We start from the raw sequence: 15,380 nt of genomic DNA, 5'->3' as shown, positions 1-15,380 counted from the left end.
CGGAACTCAGTCGAGCAGGTCCTGCAGGGCCGGGGCGAGTTCGGGAAAGCGGAACTCGAAGCCCGCCTCAAGCAGTCGCGAGGGCAGGGCAAGCTGGCCCGAAAGCAGCACCTCGTCCGCCATTTCCCCGAACAGCAGCCGCAGGGCGAATGCCGGGGCCGGAAGCCATGACGGCCTGCGCATGGCCTCGCCCAGAGTGCGGGCGAACTTGCGGAAATTCACCGGGGTCGGCGCGGTCAGGTTGTAGGGCCCGCTTGCGGAATCGGTCTCCATCAGGAACCGGATGGCCCGGACCTGATCCAGCATGTGTATCCACGACACGCCCTGTCTTCCACTGCCCACCGGGCCGCCCGCGAACAGGCGAAAGGGTGGCAACATGCGTTCCAGCGCCCCGCCGTGGCCCAGTACCATGCCCGTGCGGATCACGGCTCGCCGTACACCCAGATCCTCCAGTTCCCGGGTGGACGCCTCCCATTCGCGCGTGACCGAGGCCAGAAATCCGGTTCCGGACTCCGTGGACTCGTCCACGGGGTTGTCGTTGCGCGGTCCGTAGAAGCCCACGGCAGACCCCTGAATCAGGGCGGCGGGTTTCCTCTCCGAATTGCGTATAGTTTCCACAATCCGTTGCCCGGCCCGAATCCGGCTGGACAGGATGCGTTCCTTGACGGATTCGTTCCAGCGACCGGACGCAATGTTGCTTCCGGCCAGATTCACGATCACGGATGCGTCGTCCAGAAATTCGGTCCACCCGTTGTCCCAGGGCATGCCGATGACTCCGCTGTGGAACGTTTCCGCGACCTTGGACGGCGAGCGGGAAAGGATCACGACCTCCCAGCCGTGCGCAACGAGTTCCGCGCTCAGATGCCTGCCGATGAACCCGGTTCCTCCGGCGATGATGGCTCGCATGGCGACTCCTTTGGGAAAGATTGCAGCGTGAAAAGGATATCACGCAACCATGCGCCGGGCCAGCGTGATGCCGTTATTATTCCCGAAGATCGCGCGGCGTCACCACAGTCGCTGGGCAAACATGCGGTGGATGCCGACCTCCCTGATGCGGGCTGCTGTCCGGGCAATGTCATAGGCCACGAAGCGCATTTCCAGTTCCCGGGTCCCGGGATCGAACAGGCCGTACTTGGCGCGGTTGTCCCCGTCCCTTGGCTGGCCCACGGCCCCGATGTTCACCAGATGCCGCAGGTCCGGCTCCAGCAGGACAACTCCCTGCCGCAGGGGATGTTCCGCGACCGAGGTGCCGTTGAACGTGAATCGCGTCAGATCATGGGTGTGGCCCACGAAGCAGATGCGTTCCGGAAAGCTGCCGAACACCGGAGCGAGATTGGTGCGTACCTTCCACAGATACGTGACCGGATCGTCGGGCGGCAGGCCGTGCACGAACCGGCAGCCGTCCACGACCAGCGCCTTGGGCAGGGATTCGCACCATTGCCGGGAGTCCGGGGAAAGCAGTTCCGCATTGCGGCGCAGCGCGTCCCGGGCGAACTGGTTCATGCGGTTCAGGTAGATCAGGTTGAGCAATGCCTGCTCATGGTTGCCCATGACCGCCATGGCCTTGCGTTCGCGCAGCAGACGCACGCACGCGTCCGGGTCCGGGCCGTACCCGATGCAGTCCCCGGTCACCACCACCTGTGCGGCCGAGTCCCGGGAATCCAGATCGTCAAGCACGGCCTCCAGCGCCGCAAGATTGGAATGCACGTCCGAAAGGACCGCAATGCGCGTTTCACCCATGCGTCCGAGACTACACCCGAACCTGCGTGCGCGGCAAGCCGGGGCCTGCGAACCAATGCGCCGGTCTTGCCGCGCTCCGGGTTTGCAGGTACAACACGGGCAGTCTTGAAAATCTTTAGAGTCCGTGTCGTCCCGGGAATTTCGATTCGCAGGCGGGGCGGACACAGCGGGGCCATTCTTGAAACAGAGCGTATTCGCGGGCATTCCCGACATTCTGGACGAACAGCGGTTCGCCCATGGCGGCAATCTGCGCAAACTGGCCGAGCAGGCCGGATGTGCGCCGTCCGACATCCTCGACTTTTCCGCCAGCATCAATCCCCTTGGCCCGCCCGCATGGCTGGGGCAGGAGGTAGGGGCCGCGCTTCAGGACGTGGACCACTACCCGGATCCGGACAACATGGATCTCGTCATGGCCGCGTCCGATCGCTACAAGGTCTGGCCAACCCAGATTCTTGCGGGAAACGGCGCTTCGGAACTGCTGTTCGCGGCCGCCGGGCTGGGCGGCTTTCGGCAGGCCGTGATTCCCTCGCCTTCCTATGTGGACTATGCCCGGGCATGCAAGGCGCACCGTCTTGCGGTCAGGGATTTGCCCATGCGCCGGGACAACGGGTTTCAGGTGGATTTCCCCGCGCTCGGCCCGATCCTGTGCACCCCGTCCGTGGTGTTTCTGGCCCGGCCCAACAATCCCACGGGCACCTCGTTCAGTGCGGCGGACCTGCGCGAAGTCGCGGAAATGTTTCCCCAGTCCCGATTCATCGTGGACGAATCCTTTGCCGATTTTCTGCCCGAGGACGCGGACAGGCTGGTGCGCGACCGTCCGGACAACGTGATCACCATCGTGTCCCTGACCAAGTTCTTCGCCATTCCGGGCCTGCGTCTCGGACTGGCATTTGCCCGGCCCGACATCATTCTCAAGCTGCGGAAGCGCATTCCCGCATGGTCCGTGAATTCCCTTGCCCAGCGCGTGGGCGCGCGCTGCCTGCGTGATACCGACTACGCTGCGCGCACCCGCGAGCGCACCTCTCTGCTCCGGCAGGAACTGGCCGCAGGATTGCGGCAGGTGCCCGGGCTTCGCGTCCTGCCCGGCGAGGCCAATTTTCTGCTCTGCCGCGTGGACCGCGTGGGCCGGGACGGCAGCGAGCTTGCGGATCGTCTTTTGCGCGAACACCGCATCGCCATCCGTTTGTGCGTGAATTTTTCGGGATTGGGCAGCGAGTGGTTTCGCGTGGCCGTGCGCAATGAAAAGGACAATGAACGGCTGATCCGCGCGCTGGAAGCCCTGTCCGGCACGGCCCGGCCACCGCTGGTCAAACGGGAACGCCACACCCCGGCCATCATGTTGCAGGGCACCAGCTCCAATGCGGGCAAGTCCGTGCTCACTGCGGCCCTGTGTCGCATCCTGCTTCAGGACGGGTATGACGTGGCCCCGTTCAAGGCCCAGAACATGTCGCTGAACTCCCATGTCACGGACACGGGCGGGGAAATGGGCCGGGCGCAGGTGACGCAGGCCATGGCCTGCCGCATGAATCCGGACGTGCGCATGAACCCGGTGCTGCTCAAGCCCGGGTCCGACACCGGATCGCAGGTCATTGTCATGGGCAGGCCCGTGGGCAACATGAACGTGTCCCAGTACGTGCGCTACAAGCCGCAGGCATGGGACGCGGTCAAGTCCGCCTACGACTCCCTTGCCAACGAGCACGAGGTCATGGTGCTGGAAGGCGCGGGCAGTCCGGCCGAGGTCAATCTCAAGCATCACGACATCGTGAACATGAACATGGCCCGGTATGCGGACGCGCGCGTGCTTCTGACCGGCGACATCGACCGGGGCGGGGTGTTCGCGTCCATCGTGGGCACCATGCAGCTGCTCACCCCTGCGGAACGCGCCATGGTCGAAGGGTTCGTGATCAACCGCTTCCGGGGCGACGCAACCCTGCTGGAACCCGCGTTCGGCCAGATGTTCGAGCACACGGGCAAGCCCATTCTCGGCGTGGTGCCGTACATCCACGGCCTTGGTCTGCCCGAGGAGGATTCCGTTTCCTTCAAGGAAGGGTTCCGGCCGGACGAGTCCGACAAGTTCCCGCCCGACCAGTGCGTGGACATTGCGGTGATCGATCTGCCGCGCATTTCGAATTTCAACGACATCGATCCGCTGTACGCCGAACCCGACGTGCGCGTGCGCGTGGTGTCCTCGCCCCACGAACTGGGCGATCCCGATGCCGTGATCATTCCCGGGTCCAAGTCCACGGTGCCGGACATGAAGGCCCTGCGCGGCGCAGGCATGGCTGCCGCCATTCGCGAACTGGCCGGAGACAGTCACCGAACCCGCATCATCGGCATCTGCGGCGGGTTCCAGATGCTCGGCGAACTCGTGGACGATCCGCACGGGCTGGAATCCGAATCCGCGCGCGTGGATGGCTTCGGGCTGCTTCCGGTGCGCACCACGCTGAGCCCGGACAAGACCCTGAGCCGTACCTATGGCGTGCATTCCCGGTCCGGTCTGCGCGTGCACGGCTATGAAATTCATCATGGCCGAACCGCGCCCATGAACGATTCCCTGCGCGTGGCCCTGCGCGACAATCAGGGCGATCCCCTTGGTTTCGGCAAGGCCGATGGCCGGGTCTGGGGCACCTATCTGCACGGCCTGTTCGATGCGGACGAGTTCCGGCGCTGGTTCATCGACCAGTTGCGCATGGACAAGGGGCTTGATCCGCTCACGCAAGTCCAGACCGCCTTCGACCTTGAAGATGCGCTGGACAACCTTGCGTCCATTGTGCGCGAAGCTCTGGACATCGACGCGCTCTATCGCACGCTCGGGTTGCGTGGCCATTGTCGGCAGGCCAGTCTGTTGTACAAGCTCTCGTAAGCGGGGGAAGGCCCATCAGCGATTTTCCCGAAGCGGGAAGGCCTTCGGCGACCCTGTGCGAAGCAGGGAAGGCCTTCGGCGACCCTGCGCGAAGCAGGGAAAGGCCTTCGGCGACCCTCCCGGGGGGCCGGGCTCTGCCCGGACCCGCCAAGGAGCAAGGCCCCTTGGATCCCCATGTTGTCCCGAAAAGCGGCAAAGGCCCGGGGAATGCTCTGTCGAGGCATTCCCCGGGCCTTTGCCGCTTTTCGGGACGGGGGAGGCAGGAAGAGAGCGGCTTTTGCTGTTTTTTACGCCGAAGCAGGGGGAGGGCTGGTGCCGGGGCACAAAAAAACGCCCCGCGTTGGCAGGGCGTTTCGTATGCTTTGCGCTGAAAGGGGCCGGATTAGAAGCTGTAGCCCAGAGCGGCGCGCATTTCGGCCGGGATCATGGCGTCTTCGCCAGGTTCCAGAGCCTTCCAGGCAGCGCCGGCCTGCTTGCGTGCGGCCTTGACTTCTTCGAGGTCGAAGCCGTAGCGGGGAATCTCGAACTGCTGGCCTGCGTAGATCAGGTCCGGGTTCTTGATCTGGCCGCGGTTGGCCTTGTAGATCAGGGGCCACATGAAGGGATCATTGTAGATGTGCTTGTATTCGGAAATCCACCACAGGCACTCGCCCTTGGTCACGGTGTGGGAGACCGGCAGGGCATCGTATTCGGCCTTGTAGACCTGCATGGGGTCGGTCACAACTTCCTGCTCGACCACGACTTCCTTTTCCTCGACCACGACGACTTCAGGCTCGGTCTTCACCTTCTTGGAGCAACCCCAGGCGAAAACCATGCACAGGGCGATCGTCAATAAAATCAGCTTTTTCATCACGGCCTCCTAAAATTTCCTTTTCAAGACAAGCCAGCACGTTCCACTGGCTATGTTTGTATTCTTCGAGCCCAATTATCAATTATTTTCTTTTCTTGCAACACCAATCTGCTTGAGGGACTCAGCCGGAAGGCCTGCTCCAGAGCCTCGGAAGCCTCCTTGATCCAGCCTCCCCGGCGCAGGCTCTGACTGGCCAGCACGTACATGCGCTCGGTCTCGTTTCCGTACAGGGCGGCGATGAGCTGGTCGTAATCCGCGCCGAACACCTCGCGCACGAGCTCGTTCTGGGAAAAGATGAATCGGGCCAGCAGAACGTTGTCCCGGTATCGGGTCAGGTACGCGGGCAGGAGCTGGCGGCATTTGTCCATGATGAACCGGATGCGTTCGATCTCGCGGCTCATGGATTCCTCGGTCTGGTTCAGAATCTGGATGAGCTCCCGGCCCATGGCGCGGTCCGCGTCCGTGAATTCCGAATCCGTGATCTTGTGGAACCACGGAGCATAGGTCTGTTTCTGATACGCGTCTTCCTTGAGCTTGAGGGTCTCGTGAAAGATGTAGCCCATGGCCCAGTCCAGAAACTGCCCGGCCAGGATTTCGTCCGGGTCGTTGCGGAACACGTGGTGGGCCGTGTCCTTCATTCGCCAGAGCAGCCCCTTGTCCATCTCGTTGCCGAGCAGGTTCTGCAGCACGGCGAATTCCACATTCCCGTTTTCATCGAACAGCTGAAACTGTCCTTCCAGCTCGTGGCAGGCCTGACAGAAGTTGCGGAACAGGTTGCGGACGAATTCGGGCAGTTTGGCGCGTATCCATGCTTCAGACATTACTTCCTGTCTCCGGGCACGGCCAGTTTGGCCAGCTCTGCCAGCCGGTCGTCGGCCCTGCGGTAGATGGTTCCGAGGGGGAATTTGCCGTTCTTGCTCCGGGTTCCGGCGCGCACGCCCGTGAGAATCTGCATGGCCTCCTCGATGGTGCGGACCGGGAAGATGTGGAACTTGCCGTCGCGCACGGCCTCGACCACCTCTTCCTTGAGCATGAGGTTGACCACGTTGTCCCGGGGGATGATCACGCCCTGCGTGCCGGAGAGCTTGCGGCGGCGGCAGACTTCGAAGAATCCCTCGATCTTCCGGTTTACCCCGCCCACGGCCATGATGGCCCCGGACTGGTTCACCGCGCCGGTAAAGGCGTAGGAAAGGTTGATGGCCACCCCGGACAGGGCCGAGAGCAGGGACGCCAGCTCCGCGCCGGATGCGGAATCGCCCTCGATGCCCGCATAGCTCTGTTCGAGGCACAGGCTGCCCGTGAGCACGATGGGCTTTTTCTGGGCGAACAGGCGCACCAGATAGCTCTTGATGATCATCATGCCCTTGGTGTGGATCGGGCCGCCAAGCTGGGCTTCGCGCTCAAGGTCCAGAATGCCGCCGTGCCCCACGCCCACGGTGCAGGAAATCTGGTGCGGCAGGCCGAATTCGTAGTCCCCGAACATGGTCACGGACAAGCCGTTGGCCCGACCCGTGGCAAAGCCCTGCGTCTCGACCTTGATCACCTGGCTGTCGTAGTCGGACAGGAATTCCTCTTCGTAGAGGTTGGCGCGGTAGTCCCGGGCCTCCACGGCCTGACGCAGCACTTTCGCGTCCACCATGTCCCTGCCCTTGAGCGCGGCCATGGCCGAGGCCTCGATCATGCGTTCCCGGACCAGCGGCATGTACAGGGACAGCTCCTTCTGGTCTTCGGCCAGTCTGGATGCGAAATCCAGCAGCCCGGCAAGGGCGTCGCGCGTGAATGGGCGGACGTCGGATTCCCGGGCGATGCGGCCGATGACCGACAGATAGTGCCGGATGTTGGCGGCCGTGCGTTTGACTCTGGGCTGGAGATGGGCCTTGAGCTTGAAATACTTGCTGAACCGGTCGTCGCCCATGAGCAGGAGTTCGTAGTGCTCGTCCGTGCCGATGAGGATGACGCGCATGTCCAGCGGCACTGGCTGGGGCTGGATGGTCCGGGCGCGCACCTGATCCGGGTCCACCGGGTCCTCGATGCGCGAACAGCCCGCGCGCAGGGCACGGAGCAATCCTTCCCACGAATTGGGATTGCCGAGCAGGTCTTCCATGTTCAGGAGCAGGAATCCGCCGTTGGCCTTGTGGATGGACCCGGCCTTGATCAGGGTGAAGTCCGTGTAGAGCGCGCCCATCTCGGCCTCGCGTTCGATGCTGCCCAGCAGGTTGAAGGACGTGGGATGATCTTCCACGATCACGGGTGCGCCCTTGGTCTTGCCGTTGTCCACGAACAGGTTGATCTCGAACCGGGTGAAGAAGTTCTCTCCGCCTCCGGACGCGTCCTGAAGCAGGCTCGACACGTTCTGTTCACGGGGCAGGAACTCTTCCACATTGTCCACCACCTCGGTTTCCAGCGCGTCGAAATAGTCCTTGAGCCCGGGCGCGGATTCGAATTTTTCGCGGATCTTGGCAAAGCTCTCGTCCAGAACCGTGCGCGCGGTTTCGCGTTGCAGGTCCATTTCCTTTTCCCGCAGCCCGACTTCGATGCGGTTGATGGAGCGCAGGATGGTCGTGACCTTGGCGAGCAGTTCCTCGCCCTTGGCCTTGAGTTCCTTGCGCAGGCCGGGCTTGAGCTTGTCGTAGTCCGCGTCGGAAATGACCTTGCCTTCCACGATCGGGGACAGGGTGAGCACGCCCTCGTCATCCACGTTCAGATTGAAGTTTTCCTTCTGGGCGATCTTTTCCATGCGTGCGAACAGGTCGTCGCGCTTGGTGTTGAATTCCTTGAGCAGCCGTTCATGTTTTTTCTGAAAGGCTTCCTTTTCGAACCGGGCCGGAATTTCCTGACGCACGGCGGTCATGGCCCTGGCCTGCGCCGCCTTGAACTTGCGGCCTGTGCCTGCGGGCATGGCCACGGCCAGGGGCGTGTCCGGGTCCTCGAAATTGTGCAGGTAGACCCAGTCCGACGGCGCGGGCGCCTGTGCCGCCTTGGGCTCCAGAAAGTTCTTCACGAAATAGGTGCGGCCCATGTTCGGCTCGGCCGACACGTAGACGTTGTGCTCCCGGTCCCGGATGGCCAGAGCCATTTCCAGAGCCTGTATGGCCCGGGGCTGGAACTTGGAATAGGCGTTGCTTTCCGGGATTTCCCGGCTGTCCCGGAACGGTATCTTTTCCGGTTCCATGGCGGCGCGCAGTTTTTCCGCGGCAAGGCCCTTGGGAACGGCGGTGGTATTCTTTTCGGTCATGTTGTTTCCAGTGTATCAGATTTGCCCGGCCCGGCAAACGGTTCGGACTGCCTGTTGTCTACGGGGTTTCGCTCGCGCTGTCATCAGCAACCGCATGCTCCGGTCCACCCTGTTGCGGATGCAAAAAAAGGCCGGGACTGCGAGCAGTCCCGGCCTTGCTTGGCATTGTGTCGCGGGTCGGCCTAGTCGTAGTCCACCGCGCTGAAACGCATGAGGCTGTCCCAGTTGTGGATGGCCTCGATGTAGCGGATGGTGCCGGTCTTGCCGCGCATGACCAGGGACGAGGTCTCGGCCCCGCTGCCGTGGTACTTGACGCCGCCCAGGAACGTGCCGCCGGAAATGCCGGTGGCAGCGAAGAACAGGTCGTCGGACTTGACCAGATCGTTCACGGTCAGCACGCGACGGGCATCCAGACCGAAATCGGCCAGAGCGTTCTTCTCGTCCTGCTTCTGCGGGTCGAGCTTGGCAAACATCTCGCCGCCCATGATGCGGATGGCAATGGCGGACAGCACGCCCTCGGGGGTGCCGCCGGTGCCCATCATCACGTCCACTTCGCAGCGCGGGTCGATGGCCATGAGCGAACCCGTGATGTCGCCGTCGGTGTGCAACTGGATGCGTGCGCCGGCTTCGCGGATTTCGCTGATCAGCTTCCTGTGGCGGGGCTTGTCCAGCACGAACACCACGAGGTCGTCAACGTCCTTTTCCAGGGCGCGGGCGATGAGCTTGAGGTTGTGTCCGACCGGGGCTTCGATGTCCACCACGTCCTTGGCTCTGGACGGGACAACGAGCTTCTGCATGTAGAAGCTCGGGCCCGGATCGAACATGGAGCCGGACGGGGCCACGCCAACAACGGAGATGGCGTTGGGGCGGCCGAAGGCGAGCAGGTTGGTGCCCTCCAGGGGGTCGACGGCGATGTCGACCTTGGGACCTTCGCCCCTGCCCAGTTTCTCTCCGTTGAAGAGCATGGGCGCGTCGTCCTTCTCGCCTTCGCCGATGACCACCTTGCCTTCGATTTCCAACGTGTTGAAACACAGGCGCATGGCGTCGACGGCCGCCTGATCGGCAGCGATCTTGTCTCCTCTGCCGAGCCAGCGACCGCATGCCAGAGCAGCGGCTTCAGTGACGCGGACCAGGTCCAGCGCGAGATTCTTTTGCGGCGCTTCCATGATGTTACTCCTAATATTTCTCTCTGATCATCCGGGCAAAGTTCTCGGCGGTGAAACCATATTTCTCCGCCAGCTCCTTGCCGGGAGCGGATTGTCCGAAGTGGTCGAGGCCGAGCACCAGTCCGTCGCAGCCCACGAACTTGTGCCAGAGCTCGGTCCTGCCGGCCTCGGCTGCGGCACGCGCCGTAACCTCGGGAGGCAACACTTCTTTTTTATACGATTCAGGCTGTTCGTCAAACAGTTTGAAACTCGGGACGCTGACCACGCGCACCTTGCGCTTGAGCAGCTTCGCGGTTTCCAGGGCCAGGGACACTTCGGAGCCGGATGCCAGAAGGATCAGGTCCGGGGTGCCTTCGCAGTCCTGCAGGACGTATGCGCCGCGGCGCACGCCGTCCTTGACCGAGGGATGCTCGGCCGGGTCGAATACGGGCAGGCCCTGACGGGTGAGCAGCAGCACCGAGGGGTGCTTCTCCTGCTTCAGGGCGATGTCCATGCACACGGCGGTCTCAAGGGCGTCAGCGGGCCGGAGGTCGATGAGCTCCGGGATCAGGCGCAGGGAGCTGACGTGCTCAATGGGCTGGTGCGTGGGGCCGTCCTCGCCCACCCAGAAGGAATCGTGGGTGAACACGTACAGGACGGGCAGTTCCTGGAGCGCGGACATGCGGATCGCATTGCGGCAGTAGTCCGAGAACACCAGAAAGGTGGCGCCGAAGGGCAGCAGGCCGCCGTGCAGCTGCATGCCGTTCATGATGGCCGCCATGGGGAATTCGCGTACGCCCACGGCCAGATTGCGGGCTTCGTAGCCGTCCACCGCGAAGTTGCCGAAGGTCTCGCGGAACTTGTTGGTCTGGTTGGACGGGTCAAGGTCGGCGGAACCGCCGATCAGGTTCGGGAGCTGCTCCATGATCGTGTTCAGGCAGGCGCCCCATGCCTTGCGGGTGGCCACGGAATCGCCGGGCGTGAACTCGGGCAGCGTGAAATCCAGTTCCGAACGCGGGGTCATGATCTGCTTCCACAGGGTCGCGAACTCGGCGTCGTCGGCAAGGCGCGCGTCCAGCACGGCCTTCCAGTCCGCCGCGTTCTTGCGCATGCCGTCGAAACGGGCGCGGAAGTGGGCGATCACGTCCTCGGGAACGAAAAAGGATTCGTTTTCGGGCAGGCCGAGCTTCTTCTTGGAAGCCGCGATCTCGTCGGCCTTGAGGGGCGCGCCGTGGGTGTTGTGGTCGCCTTCCATGGTGGCGGTGCCCTTGGCCATGACCGTGTTGCCGATGATCAGGGTCGGCTTGGAGCTTTCCAGCCGTGCGTCCTGAATGGCCTTGCGAATCTGGTCGTGGTCGTGGCCGTCCACCTCGATGACCTGCCAGCACATGCCCTCGAATATCTTGCGATGGTCGGTGCAGTCCACGCGGCTGGTGGGACCGGCGAGCTGGATCTTGTTGGAGTCGTGGAACACCACGAGCTTGCCCAGTCCCCACAGACCGGCCAGAGAGGCCGCGCCCATGGCAATGGGTTCCTGCAGGTCGCCGTCCGAGGCAAGGACATAGGTGAAGTGGTCCATGACGTCCGCACCAAGCCTGGCGCGCAGGAACGCTTCGGCAGCGGCAAAGCCCACGGACATGGCAAAGCCCTGACCCAGAGGACCGGTGGTGGCTTCCACGCCCGGAGTCAGGTGCACTTCGGGGTGGCCCGGGGTCAGGCTGCCCATCTGGCGGAAGTTCCTGAGATCGTCCATGCCCAGAAACCCGTTCAGGTGAAGCAGGCTGTAGAGCAGCATGGATTCGTGCCCGGCGGACAGGATGAACCTGTCGCGATTGAACCACTGGGGATCGTCCGGGTTGAAGTTCAGGAACTCCGAATACAGAATGGTGGCGAAGTCCGCGGAGGACATGGCCCCGCCGGGATGGCCGGAGTTCGCCTTGGCAACGCCGTCCATGATCAGGCCTTTGACAACGGCAACGGTCTTTTCGGCCATCTGGGTTTCATTCGTCATTTTGTGTGACCCTTTTGAAAGTGGTTTTATTCGGCAACCGTGTCGATGAGGTCGATGCGCCGTCTGTGGCGATCGCCCTCGAATCCGGTTTCCAGAAATGCCTTGAGAATGCCGAGAGCGAGGCCCTGCCCGACCACGCGCTCGCCCATGCACAGGATGCGGGCGTCATTGTGGCCGCGCGCCATGCGGGCCGTGAATTCGTCCGTGCACAGGGCCGCACGCACGCCCATGCGGTTCGCGGTCATGGACATGCCCTGGCCCGTGCCGCAGATGAGCACGCCCAGCAGGTCGTGGTCCGCCTTGACCGCTTCGGCCACCTTGGCCGCGAAAATCGGGTAGTCGCAGGAATCCGTGCAGTCCGGTCCCATGTCGCGGACGTCGAAGCCCCAGTCCTTCAGGGCCGCGATGCACGCCTGCTTGAGGTTGAATCCGCCGTGGTCCGAGCCGATGATGATGGTCTTGCCCATTTTTTTCTCCTAATCCCGTTCGGCCTGTTCGCGCAACTTGGCCATGCGCTGTTCCCGATCGCGGGCAAGTTCGGTCCCGAGTGTCTCGATCTCGGACTTGAGGAACTCGATCTGCTTCAGGCTCATTTCCTTTTCTTCCATCTTGCCTCTGGGAGCCTCGGCGATGCGCCCGAGAAGGGCATATTCCTGTTCCAGCTCTTTTTCAAGGCGACTGATTTCAAAGCGCCGGACCAGGCTCCGGCACAGCCATTTCATTTCTGCGAGCCACGTCCTGAGCCCGAGCAGAAACAGTTCGGGCAGGGATTCCTTGCGCTCTTGGGTCATGATGTTTCCTCGATAGTGCGGGCGGTTCCGCCGTTTTCCGGTTCGGGCAGCCCGTCCAGCCGACGGACCTGGGTGTTTTCCGGCAGGATCAGTTCCATGGCAGATTTCGGCCAGGACGCATCGCGCAGCTCGCGCGATCTGATCCGCAGGACGCCCTTTTCCCCGGTGTCGAGCATAAGGGTAAGTCGGCCCGGCAACTGGGGAAACGCATCGCCTTCCTCATACTTGTTGACCTCCAGCCGCCAGGTTTCGGCTTGTCCGGCCGTACCGGAGGTGCGGCCCTCCAAAACCATGGGGCGACCCTGCCTGTCAAGGTGAACCCGCAGGACTTTCCGGTTCGTCACATCGAAAACATACCCGTCGGGCACGGTTTCGGCACGTTGGAACGCATCCGGGACAAGCCCGGAAAAATCCCCGGCAAGCACCCGGCCGAGCTGGGTCAGGGAAAAGGGAAAGGGCATGCCCAGACGCGTGGCGCCGAGCACCGGGTCAATGTGCACGTACGCAATTTCCGAGTCCGGGTAGTAGGCAAGCAGGCCGTCCGGTCCCTGTCGCAGGTGGGCAAGGATGCGGCCCATGCCCGCGGCCACGTCCAGTCGCATGGGCCCGTCAAGGTCGCCCCACAGGGTCGTCACGGTGCGGTTGGTGCGCCGGGTCGGTTCCACGCGGGTATAGTAGAGGCTGGCGTTCACGGACAGGCCGCGCGCCTCGGATGGCTGGCAGTAGTGGGTGCGGAACAGGCTCCATGCCCGGCCCGGATTGTCCGCATCGGGCGGACCGATCCGCTTGACCGCGCAGCCCGCGGCCAGCAGGCACAGGCTCAGGGAGAGTATGCGGATGCCTGCGTTCATGGTCATAGGGAATTCAGCTTGCCGCGCACCCGGTCCGGATGCTCGGTCTTGAGTTCAAGGGATTTGCGGTAGCCCTTGCGAGCCGCCTTTGCGTGTCCGGCCGCCTTGGCAATGTCGCCGTAGTGTTCCCATATGGTGGCGTCCCTGTCCTCCAGTTCCACGGCCTCCTGAATGCGCTGCCATGCCTTGGCATGTTCGCCGCGCTTGAACAGGACCCATGCCACGGAATCCATGATGTAGCCGTTGCCCGGTTCCTGACGGGACGCGTTTTCCACCAGCACGAGGGCTCGGTCCAGATCAAGCCCTTCCTCGGCAAGGGTGTAGCCCACGTAGTTCAGGGCGTTGGCATTGTCCGGGTGCTTCTTGAGCACCTTTTCCATGACTTCGAGGCTGGCCTTGCGGTCGCCGGTGCGATCCAGCAGCAGGGCCAGCTCGTACATGATCTCCGGGGTCTCGCCCAGCTTGGCCGCGCCGTCGCGCAGCACAGCCATGGCTTCCCCGATGCGGTTGTTGCCGGACTGGATCGCGGATTCCAGAATGAAGAATTCCGGACCGTCCGGGAACAGGCGCTTGCCCTTGCGCGCCTCGGCCAGAGCCTTGTCATATTCGCCCATGGCGTTGAGAAGCTGGGCGCGGAAGCGCAGGGCATGGGGGTAGAAGCGGTCGTCCTCGTGCACCTTGTCCAGATTCCTGAGGGCCTTGGCCGGATCGTTTTCCCCTTCGTTGGCAATGACCGCCTTGTAGAAATGGTATTCCGCCGGAATATCGCTGCCCGTGGCGAGCCTGTCCAGAACCGTGGAGGCCTGTGCATAGAACCCGTCGTTGATGAACACGAGCACCGAATCAAGAATGAAGCTCTTGGTGGGCGGGCCGGACAGGGCCGTGTCCAGCGCCTTGGCGATGTTGTTCAGCTTGAGGTTCAGGTTGATGAGCCGCAGCCGCACCTGAGGATGGTCCGGCTCCTGCTCCAGAATGCGGACATAGGTTTCCTCGGCCAGCACGTAGTCCTTCATGATTTCGTACTGGTAGGCGAGTTCGGCCATGGCCTCGGTGAATTCCGGGTCGGCCTTGACCGCGCGCTTGAGATTGGCCACGGCCTGCTTGCCCATGCCCAGCATGGCCTGCGCCCGGCCCATGACGTACAGCCCGTCCGGGGAGCGGTCCGCGGACGGCACCTTCTTGAGTTCGTCCAGCGCCTGAGCCGGACGGCCCGCGTCAAGGAGCATCTGTCCGAGCTGCTCCCGGGCCGCGTGATCCCCGGGTCGGTCGGAAAGATAGGATTCCATGATGGCCACGGCATCGTCCACGCGGCGTTCCATCAGATAGGAATTGGCCAGATACACGGTGAGCATCCGATTGTCCGGGAAGCGGTCCAGCCCCTGCCGCAACGCCTCGCGGGAGCCTGCCGCGCCCTCGTCGTTCCAGAGCAGGGCGGCCTTTTCCAGATACAGCTCCGGGGTCGGGGCCGCATTCAGGACCTGATCCAGAGCCTGACGGGCCTGTTCGCGCAGGGCTCCGATCTCGGCCCTGGATGCGCCGGAACCGGCCTGACGTTGCAGCTCCTGCGCCAGTTCCTGATAGAGCAGGTAGTTGTATGTGACCGAGGCCTGTTCGCTCATGGGCTGGGGCGGCGCCGGGGGCGCGGTCTGTTTTCCGGCACAGGCCGAAAGGGTCAGGGCCGCGAGAAGGAGAAGTCCGGCCGCGAGCGTGCGGTGCAGAGAATTGCCTTGGTTTTGTTGCATGCGTCCTTTCCTGGTTGTGGCCTGTCCGACCGCGCGGCAATGAGCCGTCGTGCTGCCGGGCTGCCCGGCAGACTGGTGAAAACCGCAATGTGTTGCGACGTCCTGAAAAGTCTCCCCCTGCGCACTGCCTGTGCGCTCCGGGCTTGAACTCT

General features: G+C 63.2%; 12 protein-coding genes. 1 reads left to right on the top strand and 11 read right to left on the bottom strand.

The annotated features are described in order from the left end of the window. Window positions 1-6: 6 nt before the first annotated feature. Together MPN23_RS11740 and MPN23_RS11735 are read right to left on the bottom strand one after the other, a co-directional pair. Window positions 7-906 carry a TIGR01777 family oxidoreductase gene (locus MPN23_RS11740; RefSeq protein ID WP_243544383.1) on the bottom strand — a complete coding sequence of 300 codons (900 nt, stop codon included), beginning with the start codon at window positions 904-906 and terminating at the stop codon, window positions 7-9. Between the two features lie 99 nt (window positions 907-1,005). Next, on the bottom strand, window positions 1,006-1,740 hold the full coding sequence (locus tag MPN23_RS11735; RefSeq protein ID WP_243544382.1) for a metallophosphoesterase family protein: 735 nt from the start codon (window positions 1,738-1,740) through the stop codon (window positions 1,006-1,008). A gap of 178 nt (window positions 1,741-1,918) precedes the next feature. Here MPN23_RS11735 and MPN23_RS11730 point away from each other — a divergent pair, with 178 nt between their 5' ends. Further along, a complete protein-coding gene (locus tag MPN23_RS11730) occupies window positions 1,919-4,603 on the top strand; it encodes a cobyric acid synthase (protein WP_243544381.1) in 2,685 nt (894 codons plus the stop codon). Window positions 4,604-4,985: 382 nt separating this feature from the next. Here MPN23_RS11730 and MPN23_RS11725 read toward each other — a convergent pair whose 3' ends face one another. The 9 genes from MPN23_RS11725 to MPN23_RS11685 all read right to left on the bottom strand — a co-directional run bounded on the left by MPN23_RS11725 (window position 4,986) and on the right by MPN23_RS11685 (window position 15,228). Beyond that, window positions 4,986-5,453 carry a LysM peptidoglycan-binding domain-containing protein gene (locus MPN23_RS11725; RefSeq protein ID WP_243544380.1) on the bottom strand — a complete coding sequence of 156 codons (468 nt, stop codon included), beginning with the start codon at window positions 5,451-5,453 and terminating at the stop codon, window positions 4,986-4,988. Between the two features lie 50 nt (window positions 5,454-5,503). Next, window positions 5,504-6,274, bottom strand: a complete 771-nt coding sequence (locus MPN23_RS11720; protein ID WP_243544379.1) for a hypothetical protein — start codon at window positions 6,272-6,274, stop codon at window positions 5,504-5,506. Continuing rightward, window positions 6,274-8,688, bottom strand: a complete 2,415-nt coding sequence (locus MPN23_RS11715; RefSeq protein WP_243544378.1) for a Lon protease family protein — start codon at window positions 8,686-8,688, stop codon at window positions 6,274-6,276. Before MPN23_RS11715 ends, MPN23_RS11720 begins: the two co-directional genes overlap by 1 nt. A gap of 182 nt (window positions 8,689-8,870) precedes the next feature. Next, window positions 8,871-9,854 carry a class II fructose-bisphosphatase gene (gene glpX, locus MPN23_RS11710; protein ID WP_243544377.1) on the bottom strand — a complete coding sequence of 328 codons (984 nt, stop codon included), beginning with the start codon at window positions 9,852-9,854 and terminating at the stop codon, window positions 8,871-8,873. 10 nt (window positions 9,855-9,864) lie between these two features. Next, window positions 9,865-11,844, bottom strand: a complete 1,980-nt coding sequence (gene tkt, locus MPN23_RS11705) for a transketolase (protein WP_243544376.1) — start codon at window positions 11,842-11,844, stop codon at window positions 9,865-9,867. A 26-nt stretch (window positions 11,845-11,870) separates the two neighbouring features. Next, the gene (rpiB, locus tag MPN23_RS11700; protein WP_243544375.1) at window positions 11,871-12,311 is read right to left on the bottom strand and encodes a ribose 5-phosphate isomerase B; all 441 of its coding nucleotides are present in this window, start codon (window positions 12,309-12,311) and stop codon (window positions 11,871-11,873) included. Between the two features lie 9 nt (window positions 12,312-12,320). Next, window positions 12,321-12,635 (bottom strand): hypothetical protein, encoded by a 315-nt coding sequence (locus MPN23_RS11695; RefSeq protein WP_243544374.1) that lies wholly within the window; start codon window positions 12,633-12,635, stop codon window positions 12,321-12,323. Then, a complete protein-coding gene (locus MPN23_RS11690; RefSeq protein WP_243544373.1) occupies window positions 12,632-13,492 on the bottom strand; it encodes a hypothetical protein in 861 nt (286 codons plus the stop codon). The genes MPN23_RS11695 and MPN23_RS11690 overlap by 4 nt, the downstream gene beginning before the upstream one ends. After that, window positions 13,489-15,228 (bottom strand): tetratricopeptide repeat protein, encoded by a 1,740-nt coding sequence (locus MPN23_RS11685; protein WP_243544372.1) that lies wholly within the window; start codon window positions 15,226-15,228, stop codon window positions 13,489-13,491. Before MPN23_RS11685 ends, MPN23_RS11690 begins: the two co-directional genes overlap by 4 nt. Between the last annotated feature and the right edge of the window lie 152 nt (window positions 15,229-15,380).

The sequence above is a fragment of the Pseudodesulfovibrio tunisiensis genome (assembly GCF_022809775.1).
GTDB classification, from domain to species: domain Bacteria; phylum Desulfobacterota; class Desulfovibrionia; order Desulfovibrionales; family Desulfovibrionaceae; genus Pseudodesulfovibrio; species Pseudodesulfovibrio tunisiensis.
Note: the sequence above shows the minus strand (reverse complement) of the source record. Positions and strands in the feature narration are given on the sequence as shown.

Coding starts and splice junctions, on each gene's coding strand:
- MPN23_RS11740 (WP_243544383.1), bottom strand. CDS start 906: ATGCGAGCCATCATCGCCGGAGGAACCGGGTTCATCGGCAGGCATCTG.
- MPN23_RS11735 (WP_243544382.1), bottom strand. CDS start 1,740: ATGGGTGAAACGCGCATTGCGGTCCTTTCGGACGTGCATTCCAATCTT.
- MPN23_RS11725 (WP_243544380.1), bottom strand. CDS start 5,453: ATGAAAAAGCTGATTTTATTGACGATCGCCCTGTGCATGGTTTTCGCC.
- MPN23_RS11720 (WP_243544379.1), bottom strand. CDS start 6,274: ATGTCTGAAGCATGGATACGCGCCAAACTGCCCGAATTCGTCCGCAAC.
- MPN23_RS11715 (WP_243544378.1), bottom strand. CDS start 8,688: ATGACCGAAAAGAATACCACCGCCGTTCCCAAGGGCCTTGCCGCGGAA.
- glpX (WP_243544377.1), bottom strand. CDS start 9,854: ATGGAAGCGCCGCAAAAGAATCTCGCGCTGGACCTGGTCCGCGTCACT.
- tkt (WP_243544376.1), bottom strand. CDS start 11,844: ATGACGAATGAAACCCAGATGGCCGAAAAGACCGTTGCCGTTGTCAAA.
- rpiB (WP_243544375.1), bottom strand. CDS start 12,311: ATGGGCAAGACCATCATCATCGGCTCGGACCACGGCGGATTCAACCTC.
- MPN23_RS11695 (WP_243544374.1), bottom strand. CDS start 12,635: ATGACCCAAGAGCGCAAGGAATCCCTGCCCGAACTGTTTCTGCTCGGG.
- MPN23_RS11690 (WP_243544373.1), bottom strand. CDS start 13,492: ATGACCATGAACGCAGGCATCCGCATACTCTCCCTGAGCCTGTGCCTG.
- MPN23_RS11685 (WP_243544372.1), bottom strand. CDS start 15,228: ATGCAACAAAACCAAGGCAATTCTCTGCACCGCACGCTCGCGGCCGGA.